This window comes from Pseudomonas asplenii (assembly GCF_001293465.1).
Lineage (GTDB): Bacteria > Pseudomonadota > Gammaproteobacteria > Pseudomonadales > Pseudomonadaceae > Aquipseudomonas > Aquipseudomonas fuscovaginae_B.
The window spans coordinates 131,163-151,724 of sequence record NZ_JSYZ01000007.1; the positions used below are offsets into that span (position 1 = coordinate 131,163).

At 61.5% G+C, this 20,562-nt stretch carries 18 protein-coding genes, 2 pseudogenes and 1 riboswitch; of the genes and pseudogenes, 7 read left to right on the top strand and 13 right to left on the bottom strand.

Translation table 11 applies throughout. The features are described from left to right. Nucleotides 1-66 precede the first annotated feature (66 nt). Nucleotides 67-783, top strand: coding sequence for a murein L,D-transpeptidase catalytic domain family protein (locus tag PF66_RS10365; protein ID WP_054061227.1), 717 nt, complete (start codon nucleotides 67-69; stop codon nucleotides 781-783). A gap of 139 nt (nucleotides 784-922) precedes the next feature. Here PF66_RS10365 and PF66_RS10370 read toward each other — a convergent pair whose 3' ends face one another. Further along, the gene (locus tag PF66_RS10370; RefSeq protein WP_054062608.1) at nucleotides 923-2,134 is read right to left on the bottom strand and encodes an MFS transporter; all 1,212 of its coding nucleotides are present in this window, start codon (nucleotides 2,132-2,134) and stop codon (nucleotides 923-925) included. Nucleotides 2,135-2,409: 275 nt separating this feature from the next. Here PF66_RS10370 and PF66_RS10375 point away from each other — a divergent pair, with 275 nt between their 5' ends. The 3 genes from PF66_RS10375 to PF66_RS10385 all read left to right on the top strand — a co-directional run bounded on the left by PF66_RS10375 (nucleotide 2,410) and on the right by PF66_RS10385 (nucleotide 6,580). Continuing rightward, entirely contained in the window at nucleotides 2,410-4,329 is a 1,920-nt protein-coding gene (locus PF66_RS10375; protein ID WP_054061225.1) for a HAMP domain-containing methyl-accepting chemotaxis protein, read from the top strand. Between the two features lie 78 nt (nucleotides 4,330-4,407). Then, on the top strand, nucleotides 4,408-5,088 hold the full coding sequence (locus tag PF66_RS10380) for a class I SAM-dependent methyltransferase (RefSeq protein ID WP_054062609.1): 681 nt from the start codon (nucleotides 4,408-4,410) through the stop codon (nucleotides 5,086-5,088). A gap of 35 nt (nucleotides 5,089-5,123) precedes the next feature. Continuing rightward, nucleotides 5,124-5,194: riboswitch (Fluoride riboswitch) on the top strand. A gap of 78 nt (nucleotides 5,195-5,272) precedes the next feature. Beyond that, entirely contained in the window at nucleotides 5,273-6,580 is a 1,308-nt protein-coding gene (locus tag PF66_RS10385) for a voltage-gated chloride channel family protein (RefSeq protein ID WP_054062610.1), read from the top strand. A 70-nt stretch (nucleotides 6,581-6,650) separates the two neighbouring features. Here PF66_RS10385 and PF66_RS10390 read toward each other — a convergent pair whose 3' ends face one another. From PF66_RS10390 to PF66_RS10410, 5 genes are all read right to left on the bottom strand, one after another. Then, a complete protein-coding gene (locus PF66_RS10390) occupies nucleotides 6,651-8,366 on the bottom strand; it encodes an amidase (RefSeq protein ID WP_054062611.1) in 1,716 nt (571 codons plus the stop codon). Nucleotides 8,367-8,600: 234 nt separating this feature from the next. After that, the gene (locus PF66_RS10395) at nucleotides 8,601-9,074 is read right to left on the bottom strand and encodes a MarR family winged helix-turn-helix transcriptional regulator (protein ID WP_054062612.1); all 474 of its coding nucleotides are present in this window, start codon (nucleotides 9,072-9,074) and stop codon (nucleotides 8,601-8,603) included. Further along, nucleotides 9,071-9,502: an SRPBCC family protein gene (locus PF66_RS10400; protein WP_054062613.1), complete on the bottom strand. Its 432-nt coding sequence runs from the start codon at nucleotides 9,500-9,502 to the stop codon at nucleotides 9,071-9,073. Before PF66_RS10400 ends, PF66_RS10395 begins: the two co-directional genes overlap by 4 nt. A 128-nt stretch (nucleotides 9,503-9,630) precedes the next feature. Then, entirely contained in the window at nucleotides 9,631-10,407 is a 777-nt protein-coding gene (locus tag PF66_RS10405; RefSeq protein WP_054062614.1) for an N-acetylmuramoyl-L-alanine amidase, read from the bottom strand. A 139-nt stretch (nucleotides 10,408-10,546) separates the two neighbouring features. Beyond that, the gene (locus tag PF66_RS10410; protein ID WP_152972998.1) at nucleotides 10,547-11,626 is read right to left on the bottom strand and encodes a hypothetical protein; all 1,080 of its coding nucleotides are present in this window, start codon (nucleotides 11,624-11,626) and stop codon (nucleotides 10,547-10,549) included. Nucleotides 11,627-12,463: 837 nt separating this feature from the next. Between PF66_RS10410 and PF66_RS10415 the strand changes: the two genes are divergently transcribed. Next, nucleotides 12,464-13,546, top strand: coding sequence for a DUF1176 domain-containing protein (locus PF66_RS10415; protein ID WP_054062616.1), 1,083 nt, complete (start codon nucleotides 12,464-12,466; stop codon nucleotides 13,544-13,546). Here the strand turns inward: PF66_RS10415 and PF66_RS31920 are convergent. From PF66_RS31920 to PF66_RS10425, 3 genes are all read right to left on the bottom strand, one after another. Further along, a complete protein-coding gene (locus PF66_RS31920) occupies nucleotides 13,514-13,801 on the bottom strand; it encodes a hypothetical protein (protein WP_241494315.1) in 288 nt (95 codons plus the stop codon). The genes PF66_RS10415 and PF66_RS31920 overlap by 33 nt on opposite strands. Further along, nucleotides 13,776-14,996, bottom strand: a complete 1,221-nt coding sequence (locus PF66_RS10420) for an MFS transporter (RefSeq protein WP_054062617.1) — start codon at nucleotides 14,994-14,996, stop codon at nucleotides 13,776-13,778. The genes PF66_RS31920 and PF66_RS10420 overlap by 26 nt, the downstream gene beginning before the upstream one ends. A gap of 276 nt (nucleotides 14,997-15,272) precedes the next feature. Beyond that, nucleotides 15,273-16,097 (bottom strand): helix-turn-helix domain-containing protein, encoded by an 825-nt coding sequence (locus PF66_RS10425; RefSeq protein WP_054062618.1) that lies wholly within the window; start codon nucleotides 16,095-16,097, stop codon nucleotides 15,273-15,275. A 107-nt stretch (nucleotides 16,098-16,204) separates the two neighbouring features. Between PF66_RS10425 and PF66_RS10430 the strand changes: the two genes are divergently transcribed. Next, complete coding sequence (locus tag PF66_RS10430) at nucleotides 16,205-16,519, top strand: hypothetical protein (protein ID WP_054062619.1); 315 nt, start codon at nucleotides 16,205-16,207, stop codon at nucleotides 16,517-16,519. Beyond that, nucleotides 16,516-16,947, top strand: a complete 432-nt coding sequence (locus tag PF66_RS10435; protein WP_054056682.1) for an MAPEG family protein — start codon at nucleotides 16,516-16,518, stop codon at nucleotides 16,945-16,947. Before PF66_RS10430 ends, PF66_RS10435 begins: the two co-directional genes overlap by 4 nt. A gap of 184 nt (nucleotides 16,948-17,131) precedes the next feature. Here the strand turns inward: PF66_RS10435 and PF66_RS10440 are convergent, their stop codons facing one another. The 4 genes and pseudogenes from PF66_RS10440 to PF66_RS10450 form a co-directional block, all read right to left on the bottom strand. Then, on the bottom strand, nucleotides 17,132-18,169 hold the full coding sequence (locus PF66_RS10440) for a GGDEF domain-containing protein (protein ID WP_054056683.1): 1,038 nt from the start codon (nucleotides 18,167-18,169) through the stop codon (nucleotides 17,132-17,134). An 85-nt stretch (nucleotides 18,170-18,254) separates the two neighbouring features. Beyond that, a pseudogene (locus PF66_RS33885) lies at nucleotides 18,255-18,620 on the bottom strand (methyl-accepting chemotaxis protein); the annotation flags it as partial. Nucleotides 18,621-18,794: 174 nt separating this feature from the next. Beyond that, nucleotides 18,795-19,523 (bottom strand): annotated as a pseudogene (locus PF66_RS33890) (PAS domain S-box protein); the annotation flags it as partial. A gap of 98 nt (nucleotides 19,524-19,621) precedes the next feature. Beyond that, nucleotides 19,622-20,515, bottom strand: a complete 894-nt coding sequence (locus PF66_RS10450; RefSeq protein WP_054062620.1) for a hypothetical protein — start codon at nucleotides 20,513-20,515, stop codon at nucleotides 19,622-19,624. Nucleotides 20,516-20,562: the final 47 nt, after the last annotated feature.

The window sequence follows — 20,562 nt, forward strand, 5'->3', positions numbered from 1 at the left end:
AGACAGCCGGGATCGCACAACCCATGGGATGCATGAACCTGCACTGAAGGCGGAGACGCTCTCTACATGCTGACATCTTGCTATCGACTCTGCCTGATTATTCTGACCCTGGCCGTACCCTTCGGTTCAGCCCTGGCCGCCAGCGCGGCAAAACCGACGCTGTACGGCAGCCTCGCCCACGCCGCGCCGGAACTCAACCCCCTGGTGCTCAAAAGCGCGCTGAATGCCATGCAGTGTGCAGTCGGTCGCGGCCATGAACAGTCCGAGCGCCTGGCGGTGATCGACTATTCACTGCCCTCCACGGCCCGCCGCCTGTGGATCTTCGACCTGCGCAAGCGCACCCTGGTACTGCGTGACCTGGTCGCCCACGGGCAGAAATCCGGAGAGAACTTCGCCACCCGTTTCTCCAACCGGGTCGGCAGCTACCAGTCGAGCCTGGGGCTGTTCCGCACCCAGGAGAGCTACGAGGGCACCCATGGCTACTCGCTGCGCATGGACGGCCTGGAACCGGGCTTCAACGACCGTGCCCGCGACCGCGACATCGTGATCCACGCCGCAGACTACGTCAGCCCCCTGTGGAGCCAGCGCGAAGGCCGCATCGGCCGCAGCCAGGGCTGCCCGGCCGTGCGCCCGCAGGTGGCGAAGCAGGTGGTCGACAAGCTCAAGGACGGCCAGTTCATGTTCTCCTGGTACCCTGACCGGCACTGGCTGAAGTCCTCGACCTACCTCAACTGCAAGCCGCAGCAGATGGCCAGTGCCAAGGCCAAGGGCGTCACCCGCTAAACCTGCTGGGTTCACGCCCTACACCGCCCCTGTGCCTGGCGCGCCCACCTGTGGGGGCCGGCTTGCCGGCGAAGGCGGCCGTGTGGACGGTGCAGGGCTTGCCCGCAAATGGGCCGCCCAGCCTTGCACCTGAATGCCGTCAGCGCCCGCCCTGCCCCGCCGCCTCATGCTGGCGCGCATAACTGGCCCCCATCAGGTAGAAACAGCCACCGGCGATGATGAACCCGGCCAGCATGTAGAACATGAACTGCGGCGCCCACCAGGCCAGGGCAAAGCCGCAGAGCACCGGCCCCAGCGCGCCGCCCAGGGCCGACAGGTTCTGTGCCCCATAGTACATGCCGCGCAGGTGCGCCGGGGCGATCCGGTCGATGAACATGTACTCGGCCGGAAACACGATGATTTCCCCCAGGGTGAACACCGCCATCGCCAGCGACCAGTGCAACACCGTGCTCGACAACGCAAAACCCGTCACCCCCAGCAGGAACAGAGTGAAGCCGGCCGTCAGCCACAGGTTCAGGTGCTCATGGCTGATGCGCTTGCCCACCAGGAACTGCAAACCGATGACCACCACCGCATTGACCGCCACCACCGCACTGATGATGCGGTAGGTGAATTCCGGGCTGGTGGTGGTCACCAGATATTGCGACAGGTACGCGGTGAACTGCCCGAACACCACCGCGCTGAGCAGGCCACCGAGGGTGAAACAGACCAGGCGCTTGTCCCTGAGCAGAATCCGTCCCACGCCGATGAAGGACACCGGCGCGCGGGTCCGGTCGACCGGCGCCAGGTGCCGCTCGCCGAAGTGGTAATACGCCAGGAACGCCAGCGCGCCCAGCAGCGCCGAGACCACGAACGGCAGCCGAACGTCCAGGTGCGCCAGGCCCGCGCCCACGAACGGCCCCACCGCATAGCCGATGTTGATCAGCGTGTAGCGCGCCGAGAACACCCCGGCCTGCTCCGCTTCCGCCAGGACGCGGCCGAGGGTCGCCTTGACCACCACGTCGACCGCCGCATAGGCGAAGTTGAACAACACCAGGAAAAGGAAGAACAACCAGAGCCGATGGGTGATACACATGCCGATGAACCCGAGCATGAACAGCACGGTGAAACCCAGGATCAGGCGAAAACTCGAGCCGCGGTCGGTCAGGTAGCCGCTGTAGACACTCAGCAGCGAACCGGCCACCAACGCGCAGCCGACCGTCAGGCCGATCTCGCTAATCGCCAGGGAAAACTGGGTGGACAGGAAAATCACCAGGTAAGGCAGGGTAATCGCCCGTCCCAGGGTGAGGATCAACGTTGAAAACAGCAGCAGATTGACCGAAGTCGGATAACGCTTGAGTACCGCCAACATCCTTATTGCCTCCTGGTCCCACGCCACTCAGGGCAGGTCCCTGCAAGGCTCGACGCTATCTTCTGACGAAAGGCCCAAAGTATCCCAGAAGCGGCCTGCCCCGTCATGCCCTCACACCGCGTGCACCTCACGGCATTCGCGCCAAAAGCCCGTGGGAAATTACACGCCCTGAAACATAAAGTTTCAATTTCCTCGACCGATACTCCGGCCGTGCCCCTTCGATTGGCACGTATCCCCTTCCATACCAGCGGTTTATCCCGGCGGAGATTGCCCGAATGCTTGCCCCACTCAACAGGCTGTTGGAAAACATCAGTGTCAGAGCCAAGCTCACCCTGGGCTTTGGGGTCGTCATGCTGCTGACCCTGCTGATCGCCACCACCGGCTGGCTGGGCATCCGGGCTCTTGGCGACCGCAGCGACCGCATCCTCGACATTGCCAAGCTCAACGACCTGACCCGCGACGTGCGCAATGCCCGGCTGTTCTACAGCATCAACCCGAACGCCGAGCGCGCCGCCGCCGTGGTCAAACTGCTCGACAGCCTCGACAGTCACCTGGCCAACGACCGCTCGGTGTTCCACTCCCCGGCCAGCCGACCCCTCCTCGAAAACGCCAGCACGGTCGCCAAGAGCTACCGGGCGCATTTCAACGACTTCAGCCAGGCCGTCCAGGCCCGGGATGCGACTCGCGCGGTGTTTGGCGGTCACGCCGACGAAGCCGTCGCCCAGTTGAAGAAACTGATGGAGATGGCCACTTCGCCGAGCGGCGACCAGGCCCAGATCGACAGCCTGGTGAAAGCACAGACGGTGGTCCAGCAGGCCCGCTTCCAGTTGCGCGGTTACAGCTACAGCCTCAAGCCCGAGTTGCAGAAGCCGGCCAAGGAGGCGATCGATGACGCTATCGCCTACATCAAGACCCTCTTCAGCCACCTCCCGGCCGCCATGACCGCCGACGTGCAGCGCCTGCAGCAGGCCATGAGCAGCTACCGCGACACCGTTGCCCTGTTCTCCGATGCCCAGGACAAGGCCGACAGCGCTCAGGTGCAACTCGATGGCGACATCAAGAACCTGCTCGCGGCCACCCAGCAGCTGTCCCAGGACCAGATCGACCAGCGTCGCGACGATGTCGAGGCCGCCCGTAACCTGCTCGCCGGCGCCCTGCTCGCCGCCCTGCTGCTCGGCATCATCGCCGCCTGGGTCATCACCCGGCTGATCGTCGGCCCGCTGATGGAAACCCTGCGCCGGGCCGAACAGGTGGCCAGCGGCAACCTGAGCGACAACGCGACGGTTTCGCGCCGTGACGAACTGGGCCTGCTGCAACTGAGCATGCAGCGCATGACCCTCAACCTGCGCGAGCTGATCGGTGGCCTGCGCGACGGCGTGATCCGCATCTCCGGCGCCGCCGAGCAACTGTCGGCTGTCACTGAACAGACCCGTAAGGGAGTCAACAACCAGAGACACGAGACCGACCAGGTCGCCACCGCCATGAACGAAATGGCGGCGACCGTACAGGAAGTGGCACGCAACGCCGAACAGGCTTCCAGCGCCGCGGTCAACGCCAGCCACGAGGCGCGCGCAGGCGACGAGGTGCTGGCCCAGGCCATGACGCAGATCGAGCGGCTGGCCGACGAGGTCGGCAACTCCACCCTGGCAATGAGCGACCTCAAGCAGGAAAGCGAGAGGATCGGCAGTGTGCTCGACGTCATCAAGTCGGTGGCGCAACAGACCAACCTGCTGGCGCTCAACGCCGCCATCGAGGCGGCCCGGGCCGGCGAGGCCGGTCGCGGTTTCGCCGTGGTGGCCGATGAGGTACGCAGCCTGGCGCAACGCACCCAGAGCTCCACCGAAGAAATCGAACAACTGATCAGCGGCCTGCAAGGCGGCACCGACAAGGTCGCCAGCAGCCTGGACAGCAGCCGTGCCCTGACCGACAGCAGTGTCGAACTGACCCGCCGGGCCGGCGCCTCGCTGCATGGCATCAGCGAATCGGTACAGGCCATCGAGTCGATGAACCACCAGATCGCCACCGCCGCCGAGCAGCAGAGCGCGGTGGCCGAAGAAATCAACCGCAGCGTGATCAACGTGCGCGACATTTCCGAGCAGACCTCGACCGCCAGCGAGGAAACCGCCGCGTCGAGTGTCGAGCTGACCCGTCTGGGCAACCACCTGCAGACACTGGTGGGCAAGTTCACCCTGTAACCCCGCAAGACGTACTGGTCACGAACGTGCATTCGGCCGCACACTGCCGGGGAGAATCCTCCCGGCAAGGCGCCTGACATGCACGACGATCCCTCGAAAGCCCTGATCGACAGTTGGACCGGCAACGCCCGGGCCTGGGCCACGGCGATCCGCGAGGGGCAGATACGCAGTCGCCGCGAAGTCACCAACGCCGCGATCATCAACGCCGTGCGGCCCTGCCTGCCGGGCCGGGTGCTGGACGTCGGCTGTGGCGAAGGCTGGTTGTGCCGGGCCCTGGCCGAACACGGCGGCCAGCTCATCGGCGTCGATGTCTCGCCACCGCTGCTGGAGTTGGCGACGCAAGCCGGCGCGGGCGATTTCCACTGCCTGTCCTACGCCCAGATCATTGCTGAACCGCAACGGCTCGGCACAGACTTCGACGTGATCGTCTGCAACTTCTCCCTGCTCGACGAGCAGACCGCCGAACTGCTGGCCGCCCTCGCCCGCACGGCCCGCCCCGACGCCCACCTGATCATCCAGACGCTGCACCCACTGTGCGCGGAGCCACCTTACGCGGACGGCTGGCGAATGGAACATTTCACCGCGATGGGCCCCGGCGACTGGCAGCCGATGCCCTGGTTCTACCGCACCCTGAGCAGCTGGCTCGCCACCCTCGCCCCGGCCTGGCGGCTGGAGTCCATCGAGGAACCGCGCCTGCCCGAAGCGCCGTTGCCAGCTTCATTGATCATCAAGGCCCAACACATCGGGCCGAACACGTAACAAGATTTTACAAGCCCATTGCCACTGGCTATGATCGGCGCTCCGGAGATGGCATTCCTCCGTTCCCAACCGCTGTGCTGCTGCAGCTGATGATGCCTACAGACACCTGGTCAGTTCGGGTCTGTAGGCGCGCGCGTGCAGAATCCCTGCTGGTCAGACCCAAACGATGACTGTGGCTGACCCTATGTCCAGACTTTCACGCCCCGAACAACTCGATCTCCTGCCCTACCTCGGCAAATGGCTGCTGTTGGCCAGTGCCATAGCCCTGCTGGCCGGCAGTGCCTCGGCGTTCTTCCTGTTCTCGCTGGAGCATGCGACCCAATGGCGCGAAAGCCATCCGTGGGTGATCTGGCTGTTGCCGCTGGCCGGCCTCGCCGTCGGCCTGGTCTATCACTGGCTGGGCAAGCCGGTGGACGCCGGTAACAACCTGCTGATCGACGAGATCCACGACCCGAAGAAGACCGTGCCACTGCGCATGGTGCCGCTGGTGCTGGGCGGCACACTGGTGTCGCACCTGTTCGGCGCCTCGGTCGGTCGCGAAGGCACCGCGGTGCAGATGGGTGGCGCCCTGGCCGATCAGATCACCCACTGGCTGCGTCTGCGCCGGGAAGACCGGCGGATCATGCTCATGGCCGGCATCAGCGCCGGCTTCGCCTCGGTGTTCGGCACACCGCTGGCCGGGGCGCTGTTCGGGCTGGAGGTGCTGGCCATCGGGCGGATGCGCTATGACGCGCTGTTCCCCTGCATGGTCGCGGCCATCGTCGCCGACCAGGTCGGCCTGGCCTGGGGCGTGGCGCATACCCATTACCCGATCGGCGAAGTGGTGCCGGTGCAGTTCTGGAGCATCACGGCGACGATGCTGGCCGGTGTCGTCTTCGGCCTCGCCGGCCTGCTGTTCGCCACCGCCACCCACCGGTTGGGCGCCTGGGTGAAACGGCGGGTCGGCTACCCGCCGCTGCGGCCACTGCTCGGTGGCGTGGTGATCGCCGTCGCGGTGTGGGCACTGGATGCCCACCGGTACATCGGCCTGGGCATTCCCGGTATCGTCCAGTCATTCCAGATGCCGCTGGCGCCGTGGGACTGGTTCGGCAAGCTGGCGTTCACCGTGGCTTCGCTGGGGTCGGGGTTCAAGGGCGGGGAAGTGACGCCGCTGTTCTACATCGGCGCCACCCTGGGCAACGCCCTGGCACCGCTGCTGCACCTGCCGTTCGCCATGCTCGCCGGGCTCGGCTTCGTCGCGGTATTCGCCGGGGCGGCCAACACCCCGCTGGCAACCATCGTCATGGCAATGGAGCTGTTCGGTGCCGAGATCGCGCCGTTCGCCGCCATCGCCTGCATCGCCAGCTATCTGGTGTCGGGCCATACCGGTATCTACAACGCCCAGCGCGTCGGTCACAGCAAGCATCGTGCCGGGCTGCCCGAAGACCTGCGCTTGGGCGAAGTGAAGCAGTACCGGGCGCAGGCCAGGTCCGCCGAGAAAGACCAGGCATAAGGCCAGAGAGCTCTGGTTCGAGGTGAACAGACGGATGGGCGCCAGCGTGACGCCAATCCCGTTTCGGTGCTTACTGTTTGCCGACGCCCAGCGGCGGAGTCCGCGGCGGCACCAGGCGCTTGCTGCCGGTCGCCTCGAACGCCGCGGCCAGTTGCAGCAGCGCCGAGTCGTCATAGGCACGGCCGGCGAAGGTCAGCCCCACCGGCATGCCGATATCGGCCATCACGCCCATCGGCACGGTGACCGTCGGCACGCCCAGGTGACGGATCGCCAGGTTGCCGTTGGCCACCCAGATACCGTTGCTCCAGGCGATGTCGGCGGACACCGGATTCACATCGGCATCGGCCGGGCCGACGTCGGCCACGGTCGGGAACAGCACCGCGTCCAACCCCTTCTCCTGCATCCAGTCCTCGAGGTCGATGCGCCGGGTCTGCTCCAGCCCGCGCAGGCCATCAGGCAGCGTGCTGATCTCGTTCCACGGGGTGATACCACGTTCGGCCATGCGCACGTACTCGTCCATGCCGGCGGCCAGGTCGCCCTCGCGGTTCGGCAAGGTGCCCGGGTCATGCGGGAAAATCTTCGGCCCGTCGACATCCACCAGACGGTTCAGCTTCGGATCGCCGTTGGCCCGCAGGAAATCGTCGAACGCCCAGGCGCTCAGGTCCCACAGTTCATGGTGCAGGAACTCCTTGGACACCAGCCCGCGGGTGAACACCGTCGGCGCTCCGGGGCGGTCGCCCTCGCAGTTGGACACCAGCGGGAAATCCACCTCGACCACTTCGGCACCGGCCGCTTCCAGGGCCTGGCGTGCCTGCTGCCACAGGTCGATCACCGAGGCGCGGGTGTGGATGCGCTGCCCGGTCGGGCCGCCGATGCCCGGCGCTTCGCTGGTGCCCGCCTCAGGGTCGGCGTTGATGAACATGCGCGGCACGCCCAGGCGCTTGCCGGCCAGGGCATCGGCAGTGGCGGCGAGCTTCAGGTAGGAAGCCGGACGCACGGTCGAGGCAGCCGGGATCGGCACCCACGGCTGCAGGCGCCACAGGTCGCCGGACTTGTCCGGGTCGTCGGCGACCACCACGTCGAGCACTTCCAGCAGGTCGGCCATGGTCCGGGCGTACGGCACCACCACGTCCATGGTCGGCGTCAGCGGCCAGTTGCCGCGGACCGAAATCACCCCGCGCGACGGGGTGTAGGCACACAGGCCGTTGTTCGACGCCGGTCCGCGGCCGCTCGACCAGGTTTCCTCGGCCAGGCCGAAGGCGGAAAAACTCGCGGCGGTCGCCGTGCCGGCACCGTTCGACGAGCCCGAGGCAAAGGGTGCGGTCAGGTAGTCGGCGTTGTACGGGCTCTCGGCCCGGCCGTAGACGCCCCGCTGCATGCCGCCGTTGGCCATCGGCGGCATGTTGGTCTTGCCCAGGCAGATCGCCCCGGCGGCGCGCAGGCGCTCGATGGTGAAGGCGTCGCGATAGGCGACCAGGTCCTTGAAGGCGGGGCTGCCCGACGCTGCGGTCAGGCCCTTGACCAGGTAGCTGTCCTTGGCGGTGTAGGGAATGCCGTCCAGCGGGCCCAGGGTCTCGCCGCGCGCACGGCGCGCATCGGAGGCCCTGGCCTCGTTGAGCGCCTCGGGGTTGCGCACCACCACCGCGTTGAGCGCGGTGGGCGTGTCGGGGCCGTCGTAGGCATCGATCCGGGCGAGATAGGCCTGAACCAGTTCTACCGCCGTGGTCTGGCCGGATTCGAGCGCGGCGCGCAATTGCGCGATGGAAACCTCGGTTACTTCGATCATGCTGTTACCGTCGACTGCTTAAAGGGGGACGCGGTGATTGGAATCGCCACATCTTACCCCAGGCACCGACGCGGCTCACGTGCTGGAAGGCGACTGTGGCGTACCGGGGTTCAGTTGCTGGTGCCGGAGCTGCCGGCCAACGTCCAACTGAATACAGTCATCTGATGCGGCTTGCGCAACGCCGTTTCTGCCCGGTCGAGCGCAAACGCCTTCTTCCTGCTTCTGGTTACGTACTCAATCGGTGTGGTGCCTCTTTTCGAGCAGCGTCTGGAAAAGACCGACAAGGCTCGATTGCTGCTCGCCCAGCGCGGCAAAGAACCTGCGATCGACCTCCTCCACCACGACGATTGCCTTTTGGGCAATATCCCGACCGGCCTCGGAGACGGAGATAATCTTGGCCCGCGTGTCAGTGGGGTGGATTTCCCTGACGAACAACCCATTGGCAAGCAGCGTCCTGACCACCTGGGAGGTGGTCATCGGATCGCTGCCGGTCAATTGCGAAAGGCGCGCCTGGGTCAGGGGCTCCTGGGCGCCGAACCAGGTAGCGACCGCCAGCATCACGAACTGGGTGTGGGTCAGACCCAACGGCTGCAAGGCGGCACGCTGCTCGCGCTGCCAACTGTTGGAGATACGCCAGAGCAGAAAACCCGGGCTCTCTGACGGCCCCTCATGACGGGTTGGCAGCGGCTTCGGTTCGCTCGGGCTCATGCGCCCACCGCACGCTCTGCGCGGGCCACCAGTGCGCGCAAAACGTCAGGAAAGTCGCTGGACACTTGCGCGCAGACTTCCTCGGCCCCCTCTCCCGTCACCTCGATCGAATAGACGATCAAGTGGTTGCCATTAGCCAACGGCATGATTTCGTGCCTGACACGAACGGTGATATCACCCAGCACAGTCTCGTCCGTAAACCCGATCGGTGCATTGACCTCGACCAGCTGCGACCGGATGACCTCCTGGTCGGGCAGCACCATCGTCATCCACGTGCCTGTGGCGAACGGCCCGTCAAGCGCACATGAATGGACGCCCGCGTTCCAGTCCTTCCATAGGTGAACCGCCTCAAAAAAGGCCCAAATGGTTGCCGCAGAGGCGTGGGTCTCGTGATTGTATGAAGCGCTGGCGTGCAGGCGGTTGGGCATGGCGAACTCCTTCTCTATAAGTAAACTTATAATAAGTATACATATAAAATCCGCCAATCGTGATTGACATGAGATTCGATTGATTTCCACGGAATGAGCCGGCTATCCGCATGAACCTCACTCGATATCTATGCCGTCACCGGGAAATACTTCGCCACCAGTGCCGCCAGGATGGCTGCGCTCTCGGCGTCCATCACCCCGTCGTGGTTCGTCGGCCGGAAGTGCAACTGGAAGGCCCTGACCAATTGCTTGAATCCCTCGGGCGTATCCGCGTCCGTTACCTCATAACCGTACTGCTGGAACAGCGCCAATACCGCGGTTTGGGAAGGCAAACCGTCGCGAATGTATTGCTGCTGGTAGCTATCGCGGGTCGCCTCGTCGAACCAGGCCCCGACGCCTGCCAGGTACAGCTCACGCCAGGGAAAGGCCGCCCCCGGATCGCTCTTGCGGCGCCAGGCGATATCCGAGTGCCCGAGCACCTGGGTTGGGCCGATGTTGGGGTAGCGGGCGAGGATATTCAGGGCCAGCTGTTTCACGGCTTCGATCTGCCGGGGTTCGTAGGGCGGGAAGTGAAACGCTCCCTCGCTCTCGGAGGCCAGGTTGACGATCTCGATGCCGATCGAGGAGTCATTGAGTCGGGTTCTGCCGCCCCAGGCACTGACGCCCGCGTGCCAGGCACTCTTTCCCTCGTCGACCAGGCTGAAGACTTCCTGCTGGCTGAAGCCAGCCTGGATATAGCTTGGGTCGGTGACATCGGGTACCAGGTAATGACAACTGACACTGGGTCCGGTGAGCGCGGCGACGGAAGTGGCGAAGTCACCGGCGGTGTAATGCAGCACCAGCAAGCGCACGCGTTCGTCGAGGCTGCGTGTACTGCGGTAGGCCTTGTAGTTGATGGGTTTCATGGGCGGTTCCTTTCCCTGTGAGTAGACATTCAAGGGAAATAGCGTGAACCGCACTGTCGGCAGATAAAAATAGGCCGAATACTCTACCACTATAGGAGATGTCTGCAAGGCTCCTAAACCTTAGGAGCCACCGGCCCTTTCAATTTGCCGCATATGTCGTCATGCACCTATCAAAATCATCATTTATCCGAATCAGCTCAGCATAAGGAATTTTATCATCTTCTGCCTTGGCCACATATAGGGAACCCAACAACCCAATATACATATCGTAAGAACCACTCGCATCATCAGAAACAAGAGACTGATATTTTTCAGAGCTCTTTATGGAAAAAATTATTTTATCCTTATCACCTGAGCCACCACCCCGACCAACATGACTAGCCTTTATAGGCTGAGTAGCACTATCCACATTGAAAGCCTGCGAATTTAGGGTAGCCAATATTTTCCCATAAATACTTCTCAAGTTTTCATCAGTCAGTGTTTCGATATTTTTCAAAAACTCCAATGCTGCCTTTTTACTTTCTGCATCAGCATCCGGATCAGACGCCTGATTCAACAAGCTCAAAACCTCTGGGCCTGGCGCCGTGGAAATCAGCGCAGACTGCATTTCAGGATTGTATTTTATTTTATTCAAACCCCCACGAACATCTTCAATGGCCTTTTCAGTCGACGCCAAATCGCCTAATAAAATTTCGTTCTGGACCGTCAACTTATTCAACCTTTGAAGGCTTCCACCAAGACACTGGGTAGCATTTGCCGCCTTTATATAAGTTGAAATCTGCACATTGGGGTTTGCATAAACTCGCAAGCCAGCTGTCAACCCTGTCAGCCCGGCCATTGATTTTACAAAGTCAGAGTGGCTATCAGTAAGAGCACCTATCGCTGTAATGGACGCAAAACCAAGAGTTGCCTCATCAGAATACGCCTTGAAATCCTTCACCTTGTCACTGTAGAAAGCGTATTGGCATGACCTGACATAGGTCTTCTGAAGCGCTCGTACCACGAATTTCGTTGCATCATCAGGACTGGGCACCACACCGACGAGCTTACAAACCTGCTCAACCCTGTTCTTGAGATTTTCCGGAACCGGCTCCGAACCAAACTGGCTCACCGGTCTGTAGTCCGTTAATGCGTCAGGAGGCGCCATGGGTGGGGTTGTACAGCCTGCACTCATGAGAAGAACCGCGCCCACGCAAGCAAACAACAAAAGCTCTCTCATCATTCCCTCCCTGGCTAGAGTCATTTTGACATCAGCCTAGAAGACTGTTCGCGACCTTCAAGCCTCAGGTGAAAATTTCTTCACCTATCTGCCTTATGGTGGTCGTGCGCAGGGCGTCTTCGGGCGCGCCGGTTTCCAATTGCACCGGTCTGCTAATCTGCGTACGGCTGCCACCTCTCGTCTAGCAGCGACGGTGATAGCTCCCAATCAAGCACTTGGAGGATTGGGCGGGAAGCTACCCTTCCCGCTCGGCGCTGCCTGCCTGCACGCTTCCACGCCTCACCTCTCATGGAACCAAGGATCTCGAAGCATGAAAGCAGCCCGGATAGCGACACTGCGGCCGATGATGACCGTCGGGGGAGCTCTCCAGCCTGATGGGCAGCCAGGGGTCGCCGCCCGACAGCAAGGGGCGCGTGCCCGATACCTTCTCAAAGGGGCTCGGCGTACGAGTGAATGCAACTGACAAAATCGGCATGGTGGGCTTCTACAGGACGTTCCAGGCCAGGGAGATTGAACATCGGCATGTCCCCTGGCAGATGCCCTGGTTACCGGTGAAGGCCGTGCGGCGGGTCCAGAAACGGGGTTCGCCATCAGCGCGCAGATGATCCCTTCGGTGGCGGCAATGGGCAGTTGGACCTGCAGAAGATGGAACTGCATTGGGCCTTTGGCTGACGGCTGCCGTGAGCAAACCGCTGGTCAAGTCGAAGCAGTGGCCCGACCAGCCTCCAGGCGCTGTTGTGACAACGGCTCTTTTTCCTGTGCCCCGCAGCCAACGGTTCACCCTGCGGGGTGATTCATGGCCTAATATCGCCGCCCCCATGCCCAGGTAGTGCTCTTATGGCCCGCCCTCTCGTCGCCCTGCTGCTCGTCGTCACCAGTTGCGCTGCCTATGCAGAAGAACAGGTACCGCTCTACCGGGAGATCAAGGATTGGGTGGTCGCGTGCGACAACATTCGCTCGTGCACCGCCATCGGCGCAGTTCCCATGCGCGACGATACGGGCGCCAGGCTCACCTTCAGCCTGCGTATCATCCGCGAAGCGGGGCCCACAGGGGTATTGCGGGTCGGGATGTTCAGCTATAACCCCGCTACCGGAAAGCCGCTGCTCGACGGCAAGCCGCTGCGCACTTCCCTGGCCGCTGGCGAGTTGAAAGAGGGTGATGTGCCCGAGGTCCTGAGTGCGGCAGGCGATCAGGCCAGAGCACTGATCGCGGAGCTGCGTAATGGCAACGAACTGACCCTTCCCACCCAGGATGGCCAGTCGTTTGTCTCCCTGGCCGGTATGAGCGCAGCACTGCTGCTGATGGACTCGGTACAGGGCCGGGTCGGCACCGTCACGGCGCTGGTACGCCAGGGGGCGGCCAGCGCCAGCACTGTAACACCCGCCCCACCCCGTCCGACCCTGCCCCCATGGTATCCGCCAGTGGCGCTGACCCCGCCCCAGGCCCAACACATCCGGGATGTGGTCATGGCGACCACGCGCGCGTCATGGCAGCAGGACCAACTCGACGACACCCCCGCCGAAGGCGAGGCCTTTGCCCTGAGTGATCGCCAGGCGCTGGTGATCATCAAGACCGATTGCGCCGCGTACAACTGTTCATACCGCCTGTATGAAACGCCCATCGGCCATCCCGAACAGGCCCGCCCAGCCAGGATCGATGCAGTGCCGCGGATGCCGGACATGTTGCCCAACGGCAGCATCCGGTTCGATCCGGCCAGCGGAGAACTCAGCAGCCATGAACTGGCAATGGGCATGGGCGGATGCGGCACGTCACTGCGCTGGCAGTACGACGGCAGCGCGTTCAGGCTGACCCGCGCAGCGCAGCTGACCCTATGCGTGGGGCTGAACGAAGCGTACTGGCCCGTGCTGTGGCGAAGCCCGGCGCTCCTAGCCGCCGTTGGGCCTGCCCACGTTGAATGAGGCAGGTTTTTTCGCCGAGTTTATCCCGAACGGCCTTGCCGGGTGACTGGCAGTACTGATCGCTCCGCGTTCAGCGGCGTTGCCACCTACCGCCACGGGCCGATCACGCAACCATGGAGCCTGAAGCAACTCGACGGACACAAAGAAGGAGTCCATGTCGACATGGATAAACTTGCGCTCATCATCCTGACGGGCAGCACCAGAAGCAGATAGCCGGACATCATCCAGATCAATCAGCACGATGTTTGGCATCATCCGAGCTGCCTTTCATATTCCAGCGCAAGGGCGCAACGAACAGCATCAACGTCATCCAGATGAAAGTCGCCGGCCCCGCCAGTAGGAAAACCAGGCTGGCGATCAGGCCAGAGACGGCATCACCGATGACGGCGGTGAAGTAGTAGAGGGAGAAATTCCGGCCCACCTGGCGATCGTCGGACAGGCACTGGATATTGGTCACGATGGCGATATCGACGAAGGCGCCGACGAACCCGACCACGAACAGGATCGCCAGGAACAGCCAACTGTGGAACTGCAGAGCGATTGCAGCGGCGAAAAACAACGCGCCGTACAACGCCCAGTAGCGCAGTACCAGGCGGGCCGTGGTCTGCCTGTTGAGCCGGGTGTACAGCATGCCGCCCAACACGGTACCGGCCGCCAGCAGCGAGAAGACATAGCCGACGGCCGCTTCCGAGCCAAAGTGTTCCAACACCGATGCCGGCAGGATGAAGCGGATCACCGAGGTGGCGAACATGGCGCATAGCGTGGTGCAACAGATCACTGCGAACAAAGGTGCGTTGCCCACCCGCAGTTCGCCCACGCTGCGTAGCGCGTCGCGGATCACTGATCGTCCATCAAACGCCACCGGTACGCTCACCTTGCCGGGCAGCAACGTGGCGATGCTGATGGCTGACAACGCGAGGCACGCGGCAAAGAACAGGAAGGTCACCGCGCTGCCAAGGGACAACGCAAAGGCAGAGAACACCAAGGGACCGAGAATGGAGGAAATGTCTTCGATGACCTGGACGCCACTGTTCACCGACGACAACCGGTCCTTTTCCACGATGTCCGGGAAATACGCCCGGAAGGTCGGCACATAGAGACAGTCCAGAGCCGTCATCAGCATCGCCAGGCCGATGACCACCAGCAACGCCGGTGTGGCAAAGGAAAAGAGCGCAAGGAAAGCCAGCGCCAGCACACTCTTGGCAAGCTCTACCCCGACCAGCGTACGACGCTTCTGACAATTGTCCGCCAGCCAGCCGCCAATCGGAGAAAACAACGCACTGGGCAGGTAGCGGAAGAAGTACACCATCCCGATCAGCAACAGGTTCGCTTCGGTCATGGAGACTACCGCAACGGCAAATGCCGTTTCGAAAGCGAATTCACCACACTTGGAGAAGAAGTACCCTACCGAGAGCGTGCGTGTGCTGCGGTTCAGATTCAACGCTTGCATGTCGATACTTCACTTTCTGCCAGCTCAGGCGGCTCAGACGTCATTGCTCATCGTGAGTCCCGAAGCTCGCAGAATGGCCGGAAATAAACGATGCAATACGCTGTCATTACGCAACAACTGCGCGTCAGCACCCGTGATACCCAAGGGACGAGGAAAACTTAACAACCGTCCCTTTCAAAGACAAACGCATGCCTGTAAGTAATCATGTCCTGATGGATCGCCGGCACGCGAGAGGCAGGCACACCACTGCCGCGCCAAGGCAGCGCTCACCGCCACTCAGAACTGGCCGTGGGCCGCACTCCACTGTTCGAACGCATCCATCATCCGGCGCCGGGTCAATGGATCGGCCGGTATCAGGTGTTCGATTCTCAATGACTCCACGGTGATATCCAGCGGCATGCCGAAGGTCGTGAAGGTGGAGAGAAAACTCAACTCCCCCTCAGGGGTGCACACACGAGTCAGCAGCACAGGATTGGCAGCCAGTGCCTGCTGAGCGATGGCGGGCGCCGGCAGGTTGCGCAAGCGCATGGCAAGTTCCGGATTGCCAACCGACTCCCTGGAAGCGCGTTGCCAGGCAACCGCACGGATCTCGTCGGCATTGACCAGCCGGTCGCCCAGGCCACCGGGGCACAGCAGTGTTTCCAACAGGTTGAGGCCTGAGGCCGGGTCCAGGGCAACGCCTGCCATCGCCAGCAGCAGGCCGGTGCTCACATTGGCGGCGGTGACATTCCAGTGGCTGTCGATCACGATCGCCGGTGCCGGATTGTTCGCCTGCAGGATGTGATCGATGGCCCCATGCACTATCTCCAGGGCGGGCGCATCGAGCGGCGAGGCGGCGTAACGGGGTGCGTAACCGGCGGCGAGAAAGACTTCGTTGCAATGCTCCAGCGAGGCGCCCAGGGCCGAAAGGATGGCGTGCAAGGTGCTGGGGCCGGCCTTCGCGCGCCCGGTTTCGATGCAACTGAGGTGGCGCTGCGAAACCCCGGCCATCAGCGCAAGGTCGAGCTGGCTGAGCCCCGCCTGCTGCCGCAACTGCCGCAGGTGTTGACCCGCCGCCAGGCCCTGCGCGGGCCGCTTGTGATGGAACAACTGCTGATTCATGCCTCGCCTCCGACCGTCCTTGTGCCTGGCGTCCATGACCTCACAGGTCATTGAGCGCTCATCACCCTACCACTAGTGTGCCTGCAACCCCTACCCAGGAGAGGACAATGGCACTTCGTTTCATGGCGCTGGCATTGCTGGTGCTCTTTTCGCTTTATACCGGCTGGACGATGCTGATCGCCGAGCAGTCGCTCGTGGCCTTTGGGCTTGAGCTGATGTCGCGGCCTGACACCGCCCAGGTGGTCGTCGACCTGTACCTGATGGCAGCCCTTGCCTGCATCTGGATGCTGAAGGACAACCGATCGCGCGGAGGTTCAGGCATTGCCGTGCTTCCCTACCTGCTGCTGACAGCCGTGTTCGTTTCCCTGGGGCCGCTGCTGTACCTCGTGGTCAGGGGCCTTGATGGGGGGCGCCAGGCATGAACACGGCCTTGAACCTCTATGCGCTCTGCGTGGTTGTGCTGTTCCTCAAGATGTTTGCGCTCTCCTGTTATCAGGGCTTCTTCCGCTTGCGACATAAGGCATTCACCCATGCGGAAGACGCCGCCGTTTTCAATCAGGTCGCACAAAAAACGGAACGCCCGGAAGTGATTCGCGCCGCCAAGGCCTGGGCGAACGACCTGGAAAACATCCCGGCCTTCTTCGCATTGGGCGGGCTGGCCATCGCCCTGAATGCACCGGCATTCGTCATCGCCGGGTCGAGCCTGCTGTTCACCCTGGCCAGGGTGCTGCACACGCTGGCCTATCTGACGGGCATCCAGCCTTGGCGAACCGTTTTTTATGGCGTTGGAACCCTGTGCCTGCTGGGGCTCTGCGCGGCTGTCGCGATGAGGGTGGTGATGCCTGGGTAACACCAGCCGGCAAGACAACTCCCGTTCCCTTGCCGGAGGTTTCCTGAACGATTGTTTACCCCCTGATCAGCGAACCCGCCTCGTCGGGGAATGGCCATGAGGCCACGACTCACGCGATGCTTCCGGCAGCCCTGCTGGTTCCCCCAGCGCTGCCGGTCGAGATCAGGTCCGCCAGAATCGCTCGTTACGCCGCCGGAGGAAATGGCGGCACAAGCGGCTTGCCATCCTGAAAGACCCGGTCCTTGCCGTCCTGCTTGGCTTTATACATATTGCTGTCGGCACACTTGAGCACGGCCGACATATCGGAGGTCGCCGAAAACCGTGCGATGCCCGCACTGCAGGTGTAGTGGTGCGGAGGCGAGACGCTGACGCGGATGGCGGCCAGCAGACGCAGGGCATATTCATGGGCAATCGCGTCATCGTCGCCCAGCAGCAAGACACCGAATTCCTCGCCGCCGAGCCGCCCGACACTATGGCTGCCCGGCGTCGACTTCAGGCAGGTGGCCATGGCGCATAAAATCCTGTCGCCGATATCGTGACCATATTGATCGTTTTTCAGTTTGAAACTGTCGATATCCAACATGATGAAGTAGCCACTATTCCCTTGTGCCAGCACCTTCTGGAAACTACCCATGAATGCACGCCGATTGAGCAGAGAGGTGAGAAAATCCGTCTCCGCCAACGTTCTGAACTCACTTTCGATCAACAGCACCGACCGCATATTCCTCAAGTAGGTCAGATTCAGGATAAAGCCGATCATCATGGAGAAGATGCAAAACAGCACCAGATAAATCTCCAGCCCCTGGTACGCACCGACATCGAGACTGGGCCATATCAATATCCAGACGGCCGTGGTGGAGATCAGGTAATCCTGAATCGTGATAAATAATATGGCGCTGCCTACTACCATGATCACCGCAAGCGGAAGAGAAAAAATACGCAATGCCACGTGAGCCTCGATCACCTGTACAAAACCGAGGGCCAGGAAAAAAATATAAAGGCCACCCAATACTCGCCATACGGGAAAGCTGGTCACCACACGATGGAAGTACCAGAGAGCCAGCAGGCACGCCGTGACCAGTACATTTGCAAGATTCAATCCCGACAGGGGATCAAGCAGCAGTACCCATAACCATGCGACCAGTCCTGCCAATTCCGCCTTGGTTACCGCTGGCGATAATAATGTACGCATTCTCGGCCTGATCTTGAAAGTCGCCGGCATTGTTCAACTCCTCTTCCCGTAACGACTCAAGTGCAATGTCCAAAGGAAACGCCCCGTTTCCCATGACAGATACCCATGGCGCAGATCAACTCAAGTCGCTGGTGACCCTGCCAATGGCATCAACCACTTGCTTGGCGCCCTGCTGGATATCTCCCATTGCCATGCCTGCCTGCTCCGCCAGCCCCAGCAAATGGTCGGCCTGGTCCCTGCTGCCCTGGACAAGCACCGCAGCTTGATCGGCCAGTTCCCGGTTTTGTCGCACCACGTGGGTAATCTCTTGCGTGGCCGCGCTGGTACGGCCGGCGAGCTTGCGTACCTCATCCGCCACGACTGCGAAACCACGCCCATGGGTTCCTGCGCGTGCGGCTTCGATAGCAGCGTTAAGCGCCAGGAGATTGGTCTGGGTGGCAATGGCGCCGATGGTGTCCACGATGGAGCCGATCAACTGGGACTGCGACTCCAGCGCTGTCATGCTGTCGGTCACTGAAGCCATCTGCTGCGCAATGGTTTGCGTGCCAAGAATCGAAGCAGCGGCCAGTTCCATGCCTCGATTCGCTTTCACATCGGTATCGCGCGATACGTCGTAGGCCATGTTCGCGGCCTGCTTGATCACCTCGGCTTTCTCGACCTGTTCGGTCACTACGCTGGCGAATTTGGTGATTTTGTACACCCGGCCGGAGGCGTCCTTGACCGGGTTATAGGTGGCCTCCAGCCATACCACCCGACCGCGTTTGTCCACCCGACGAAAACGTCCGGCACTGAACACACCCCGATTCAAAGACTTCCAGAACTCGGCGTAATCTGCCGAAGCCACGTCCTCGGCCAGGCAGAACAGGCGGTGGTGCCGCCCCTGGATCTCCGCCAGGCTATAACCCATCGCCTGGATAAAGGCCTCGTTGGCAGAGAGTACCTCACCCGCAAGATTGAACTGGACCATGGCCATCGAGCGGTTCAGCGCACTGAACATTTCGATGACCTCCTGCTCCTTCTGCGCCAAGGGCGGCGTGATGAAACCATACCCCTGGAAGGCGCGATCCGCCGCGTTGAGCCAACACATGCCGAGTACCACGGCACGACCGTCGGCGGCGGTATAGCATTGCTGTTCAATGGCTCGCGGATTCGCCGCAAATCCACCCTGCGGCTCAGCCATGAGCTCGCCCATCGCCCTGCCTGACAGATCACTCGACGAGTACCCCAGTGCCTCTGCGAAACGCTGGTTGGCCGAGACGATCCGGCCCGTTCCATCGACCCTTACTGAAAGAAAAACCGAGTCGATGTCGGTGATCGTCCCCAGCAATGTGGTCAGATCCTGCCGACAGTCGAACAGGGCATTCTTGATGCGACGATTAAACACACTGACCTCCGGTATCAATGAGTACAACGAACAAGGACGGTGCCTGGCGATCAAGTCGCTCTCAACGGCGCGGCCAAGGAACAGGCCCGCTCATCGGCCTAGAGGCCGCGAAAGTTCCAACCTTCGACAGTCTCGCTATTCGCACAGCTGTCTTTGGCACCCAACTCCATGCTCACCCGTGCCACCGCAAAATTGATGGACATGGCCCGCCGAATCAGTTCGAGGAACGCAGGACTCAGTTCGACCAGATTCTGGTGGCATTTGAAATATCCCTGCAGTTTTCCCTCTTTGATCATGCGTCGCATATGAGTCTTGGAGACCCCGAGGCGCGATGAGAGCTCAACATAAGACGATACGTTATAACCTCTCTCCAGCGAGCCGTTGCGCAAGGCATCGGTATACAGCGCGAGCATCGGCAGGTGGCCGCCATCACGATTCATGATCCACTTAGCTTCGGGCAAGAGCTTGTCGAGCATCAGGTCCGCTTCCAGTAACCTGGCAAACCCGCGGAAAAAAATCTGCAGCAAATCCGTAGATCCTCGAGGCTCCGCCAACCAACTATCGTAGGGAGGAATGATCGGCGAGGGCAGCAAGTACGACTTGATAATACGGCTGGCTTCAAGCAACGCCATTTCGGTAGGCCCGAAAATACGCTGGCGCCCATCTTCGGCATGCAGGCCAATATGCATATAACCGGTAATAAACAAGAATGAACAATAGGAATCCAGACTGTTGCGCGACAGATAGCCACGCTCCTGACAAAAAGCCTTGACTCTGGACAGAGGAATCCGATTATCGCTGAAATTAAAACTCAACAACGAGAGAGCCACCATGAGCCTGTCATATTTTAAAAGATTTTTATAAAACAGGGGCTTTCTCCGATAACTTTCCATTACCAGGTCGAAATGCAAAAGAATAGCTCCATCCATATCGCCCTGGGTCATCTCGGAACTGGTCTCTTTCAAATACTCAAGCAGATCAGTTTTATTCATCAACGCTCAACAACCCTCACAAGACGACCTTAAACAGCTGCTACAGC

Coding starts and splice junctions, on each gene's coding strand:
- PF66_RS10365 (WP_054061227.1), top strand. CDS start 67: ATGCTGACATCTTGCTATCGACTCTGCCTGATTATTCTGACCCTGGCC.
- PF66_RS10370 (WP_054062608.1), bottom strand. CDS start 2,134: ATGTTGGCGGTACTCAAGCGTTATCCGACTTCGGTCAATCTGCTGCTG.
- PF66_RS10375 (WP_054061225.1), top strand. CDS start 2,410: ATGCTTGCCCCACTCAACAGGCTGTTGGAAAACATCAGTGTCAGAGCC.
- PF66_RS10380 (WP_054062609.1), top strand. CDS start 4,408: ATGCACGACGATCCCTCGAAAGCCCTGATCGACAGTTGGACCGGCAAC.
- PF66_RS10385 (WP_054062610.1), top strand. CDS start 5,273: ATGTCCAGACTTTCACGCCCCGAACAACTCGATCTCCTGCCCTACCTC.
- PF66_RS10390 (WP_054062611.1), bottom strand. CDS start 8,366: ATGATCGAAGTAACCGAGGTTTCCATCGCGCAATTGCGCGCCGCGCTC.
- PF66_RS10395 (WP_054062612.1), bottom strand. CDS start 9,074: ATGAGCCCGAGCGAACCGAAGCCGCTGCCAACCCGTCATGAGGGGCCG.
- PF66_RS10400 (WP_054062613.1), bottom strand. CDS start 9,502: ATGCCCAACCGCCTGCACGCCAGCGCTTCATACAATCACGAGACCCAC.
- PF66_RS10405 (WP_054062614.1), bottom strand. CDS start 10,407: ATGAAACCCATCAACTACAAGGCCTACCGCAGTACACGCAGCCTCGAC.
- PF66_RS10410 (WP_152972998.1), bottom strand. CDS start 11,626: ATGAGAGAGCTTTTGTTGTTTGCTTGCGTGGGCGCGGTTCTTCTCATG.
- PF66_RS10415 (WP_054062616.1), top strand. CDS start 12,464: ATGGCCCGCCCTCTCGTCGCCCTGCTGCTCGTCGTCACCAGTTGCGCT.
- PF66_RS31920 (WP_241494315.1), bottom strand. CDS start 13,801: ATGATGCCAAACATCGTGCTGATTGATCTGGATGATGTCCGGCTATCT.
- PF66_RS10420 (WP_054062617.1), bottom strand. CDS start 14,996: ATGCAAGCGTTGAATCTGAACCGCAGCACACGCACGCTCTCGGTAGGG.
- PF66_RS10425 (WP_054062618.1), bottom strand. CDS start 16,097: ATGAATCAGCAGTTGTTCCATCACAAGCGGCCCGCGCAGGGCCTGGCG.
- PF66_RS10430 (WP_054062619.1), top strand. CDS start 16,205: ATGGCACTTCGTTTCATGGCGCTGGCATTGCTGGTGCTCTTTTCGCTT.
- PF66_RS10435 (WP_054056682.1), top strand. CDS start 16,516: ATGAACACGGCCTTGAACCTCTATGCGCTCTGCGTGGTTGTGCTGTTC.
- PF66_RS10440 (WP_054056683.1), bottom strand. CDS start 18,169: ATGCCGGCGACTTTCAAGATCAGGCCGAGAATGCGTACATTATTATCG.
- PF66_RS10450 (WP_054062620.1), bottom strand. CDS start 20,515: ATGAATAAAACTGATCTGCTTGAGTATTTGAAAGAGACCAGTTCCGAG.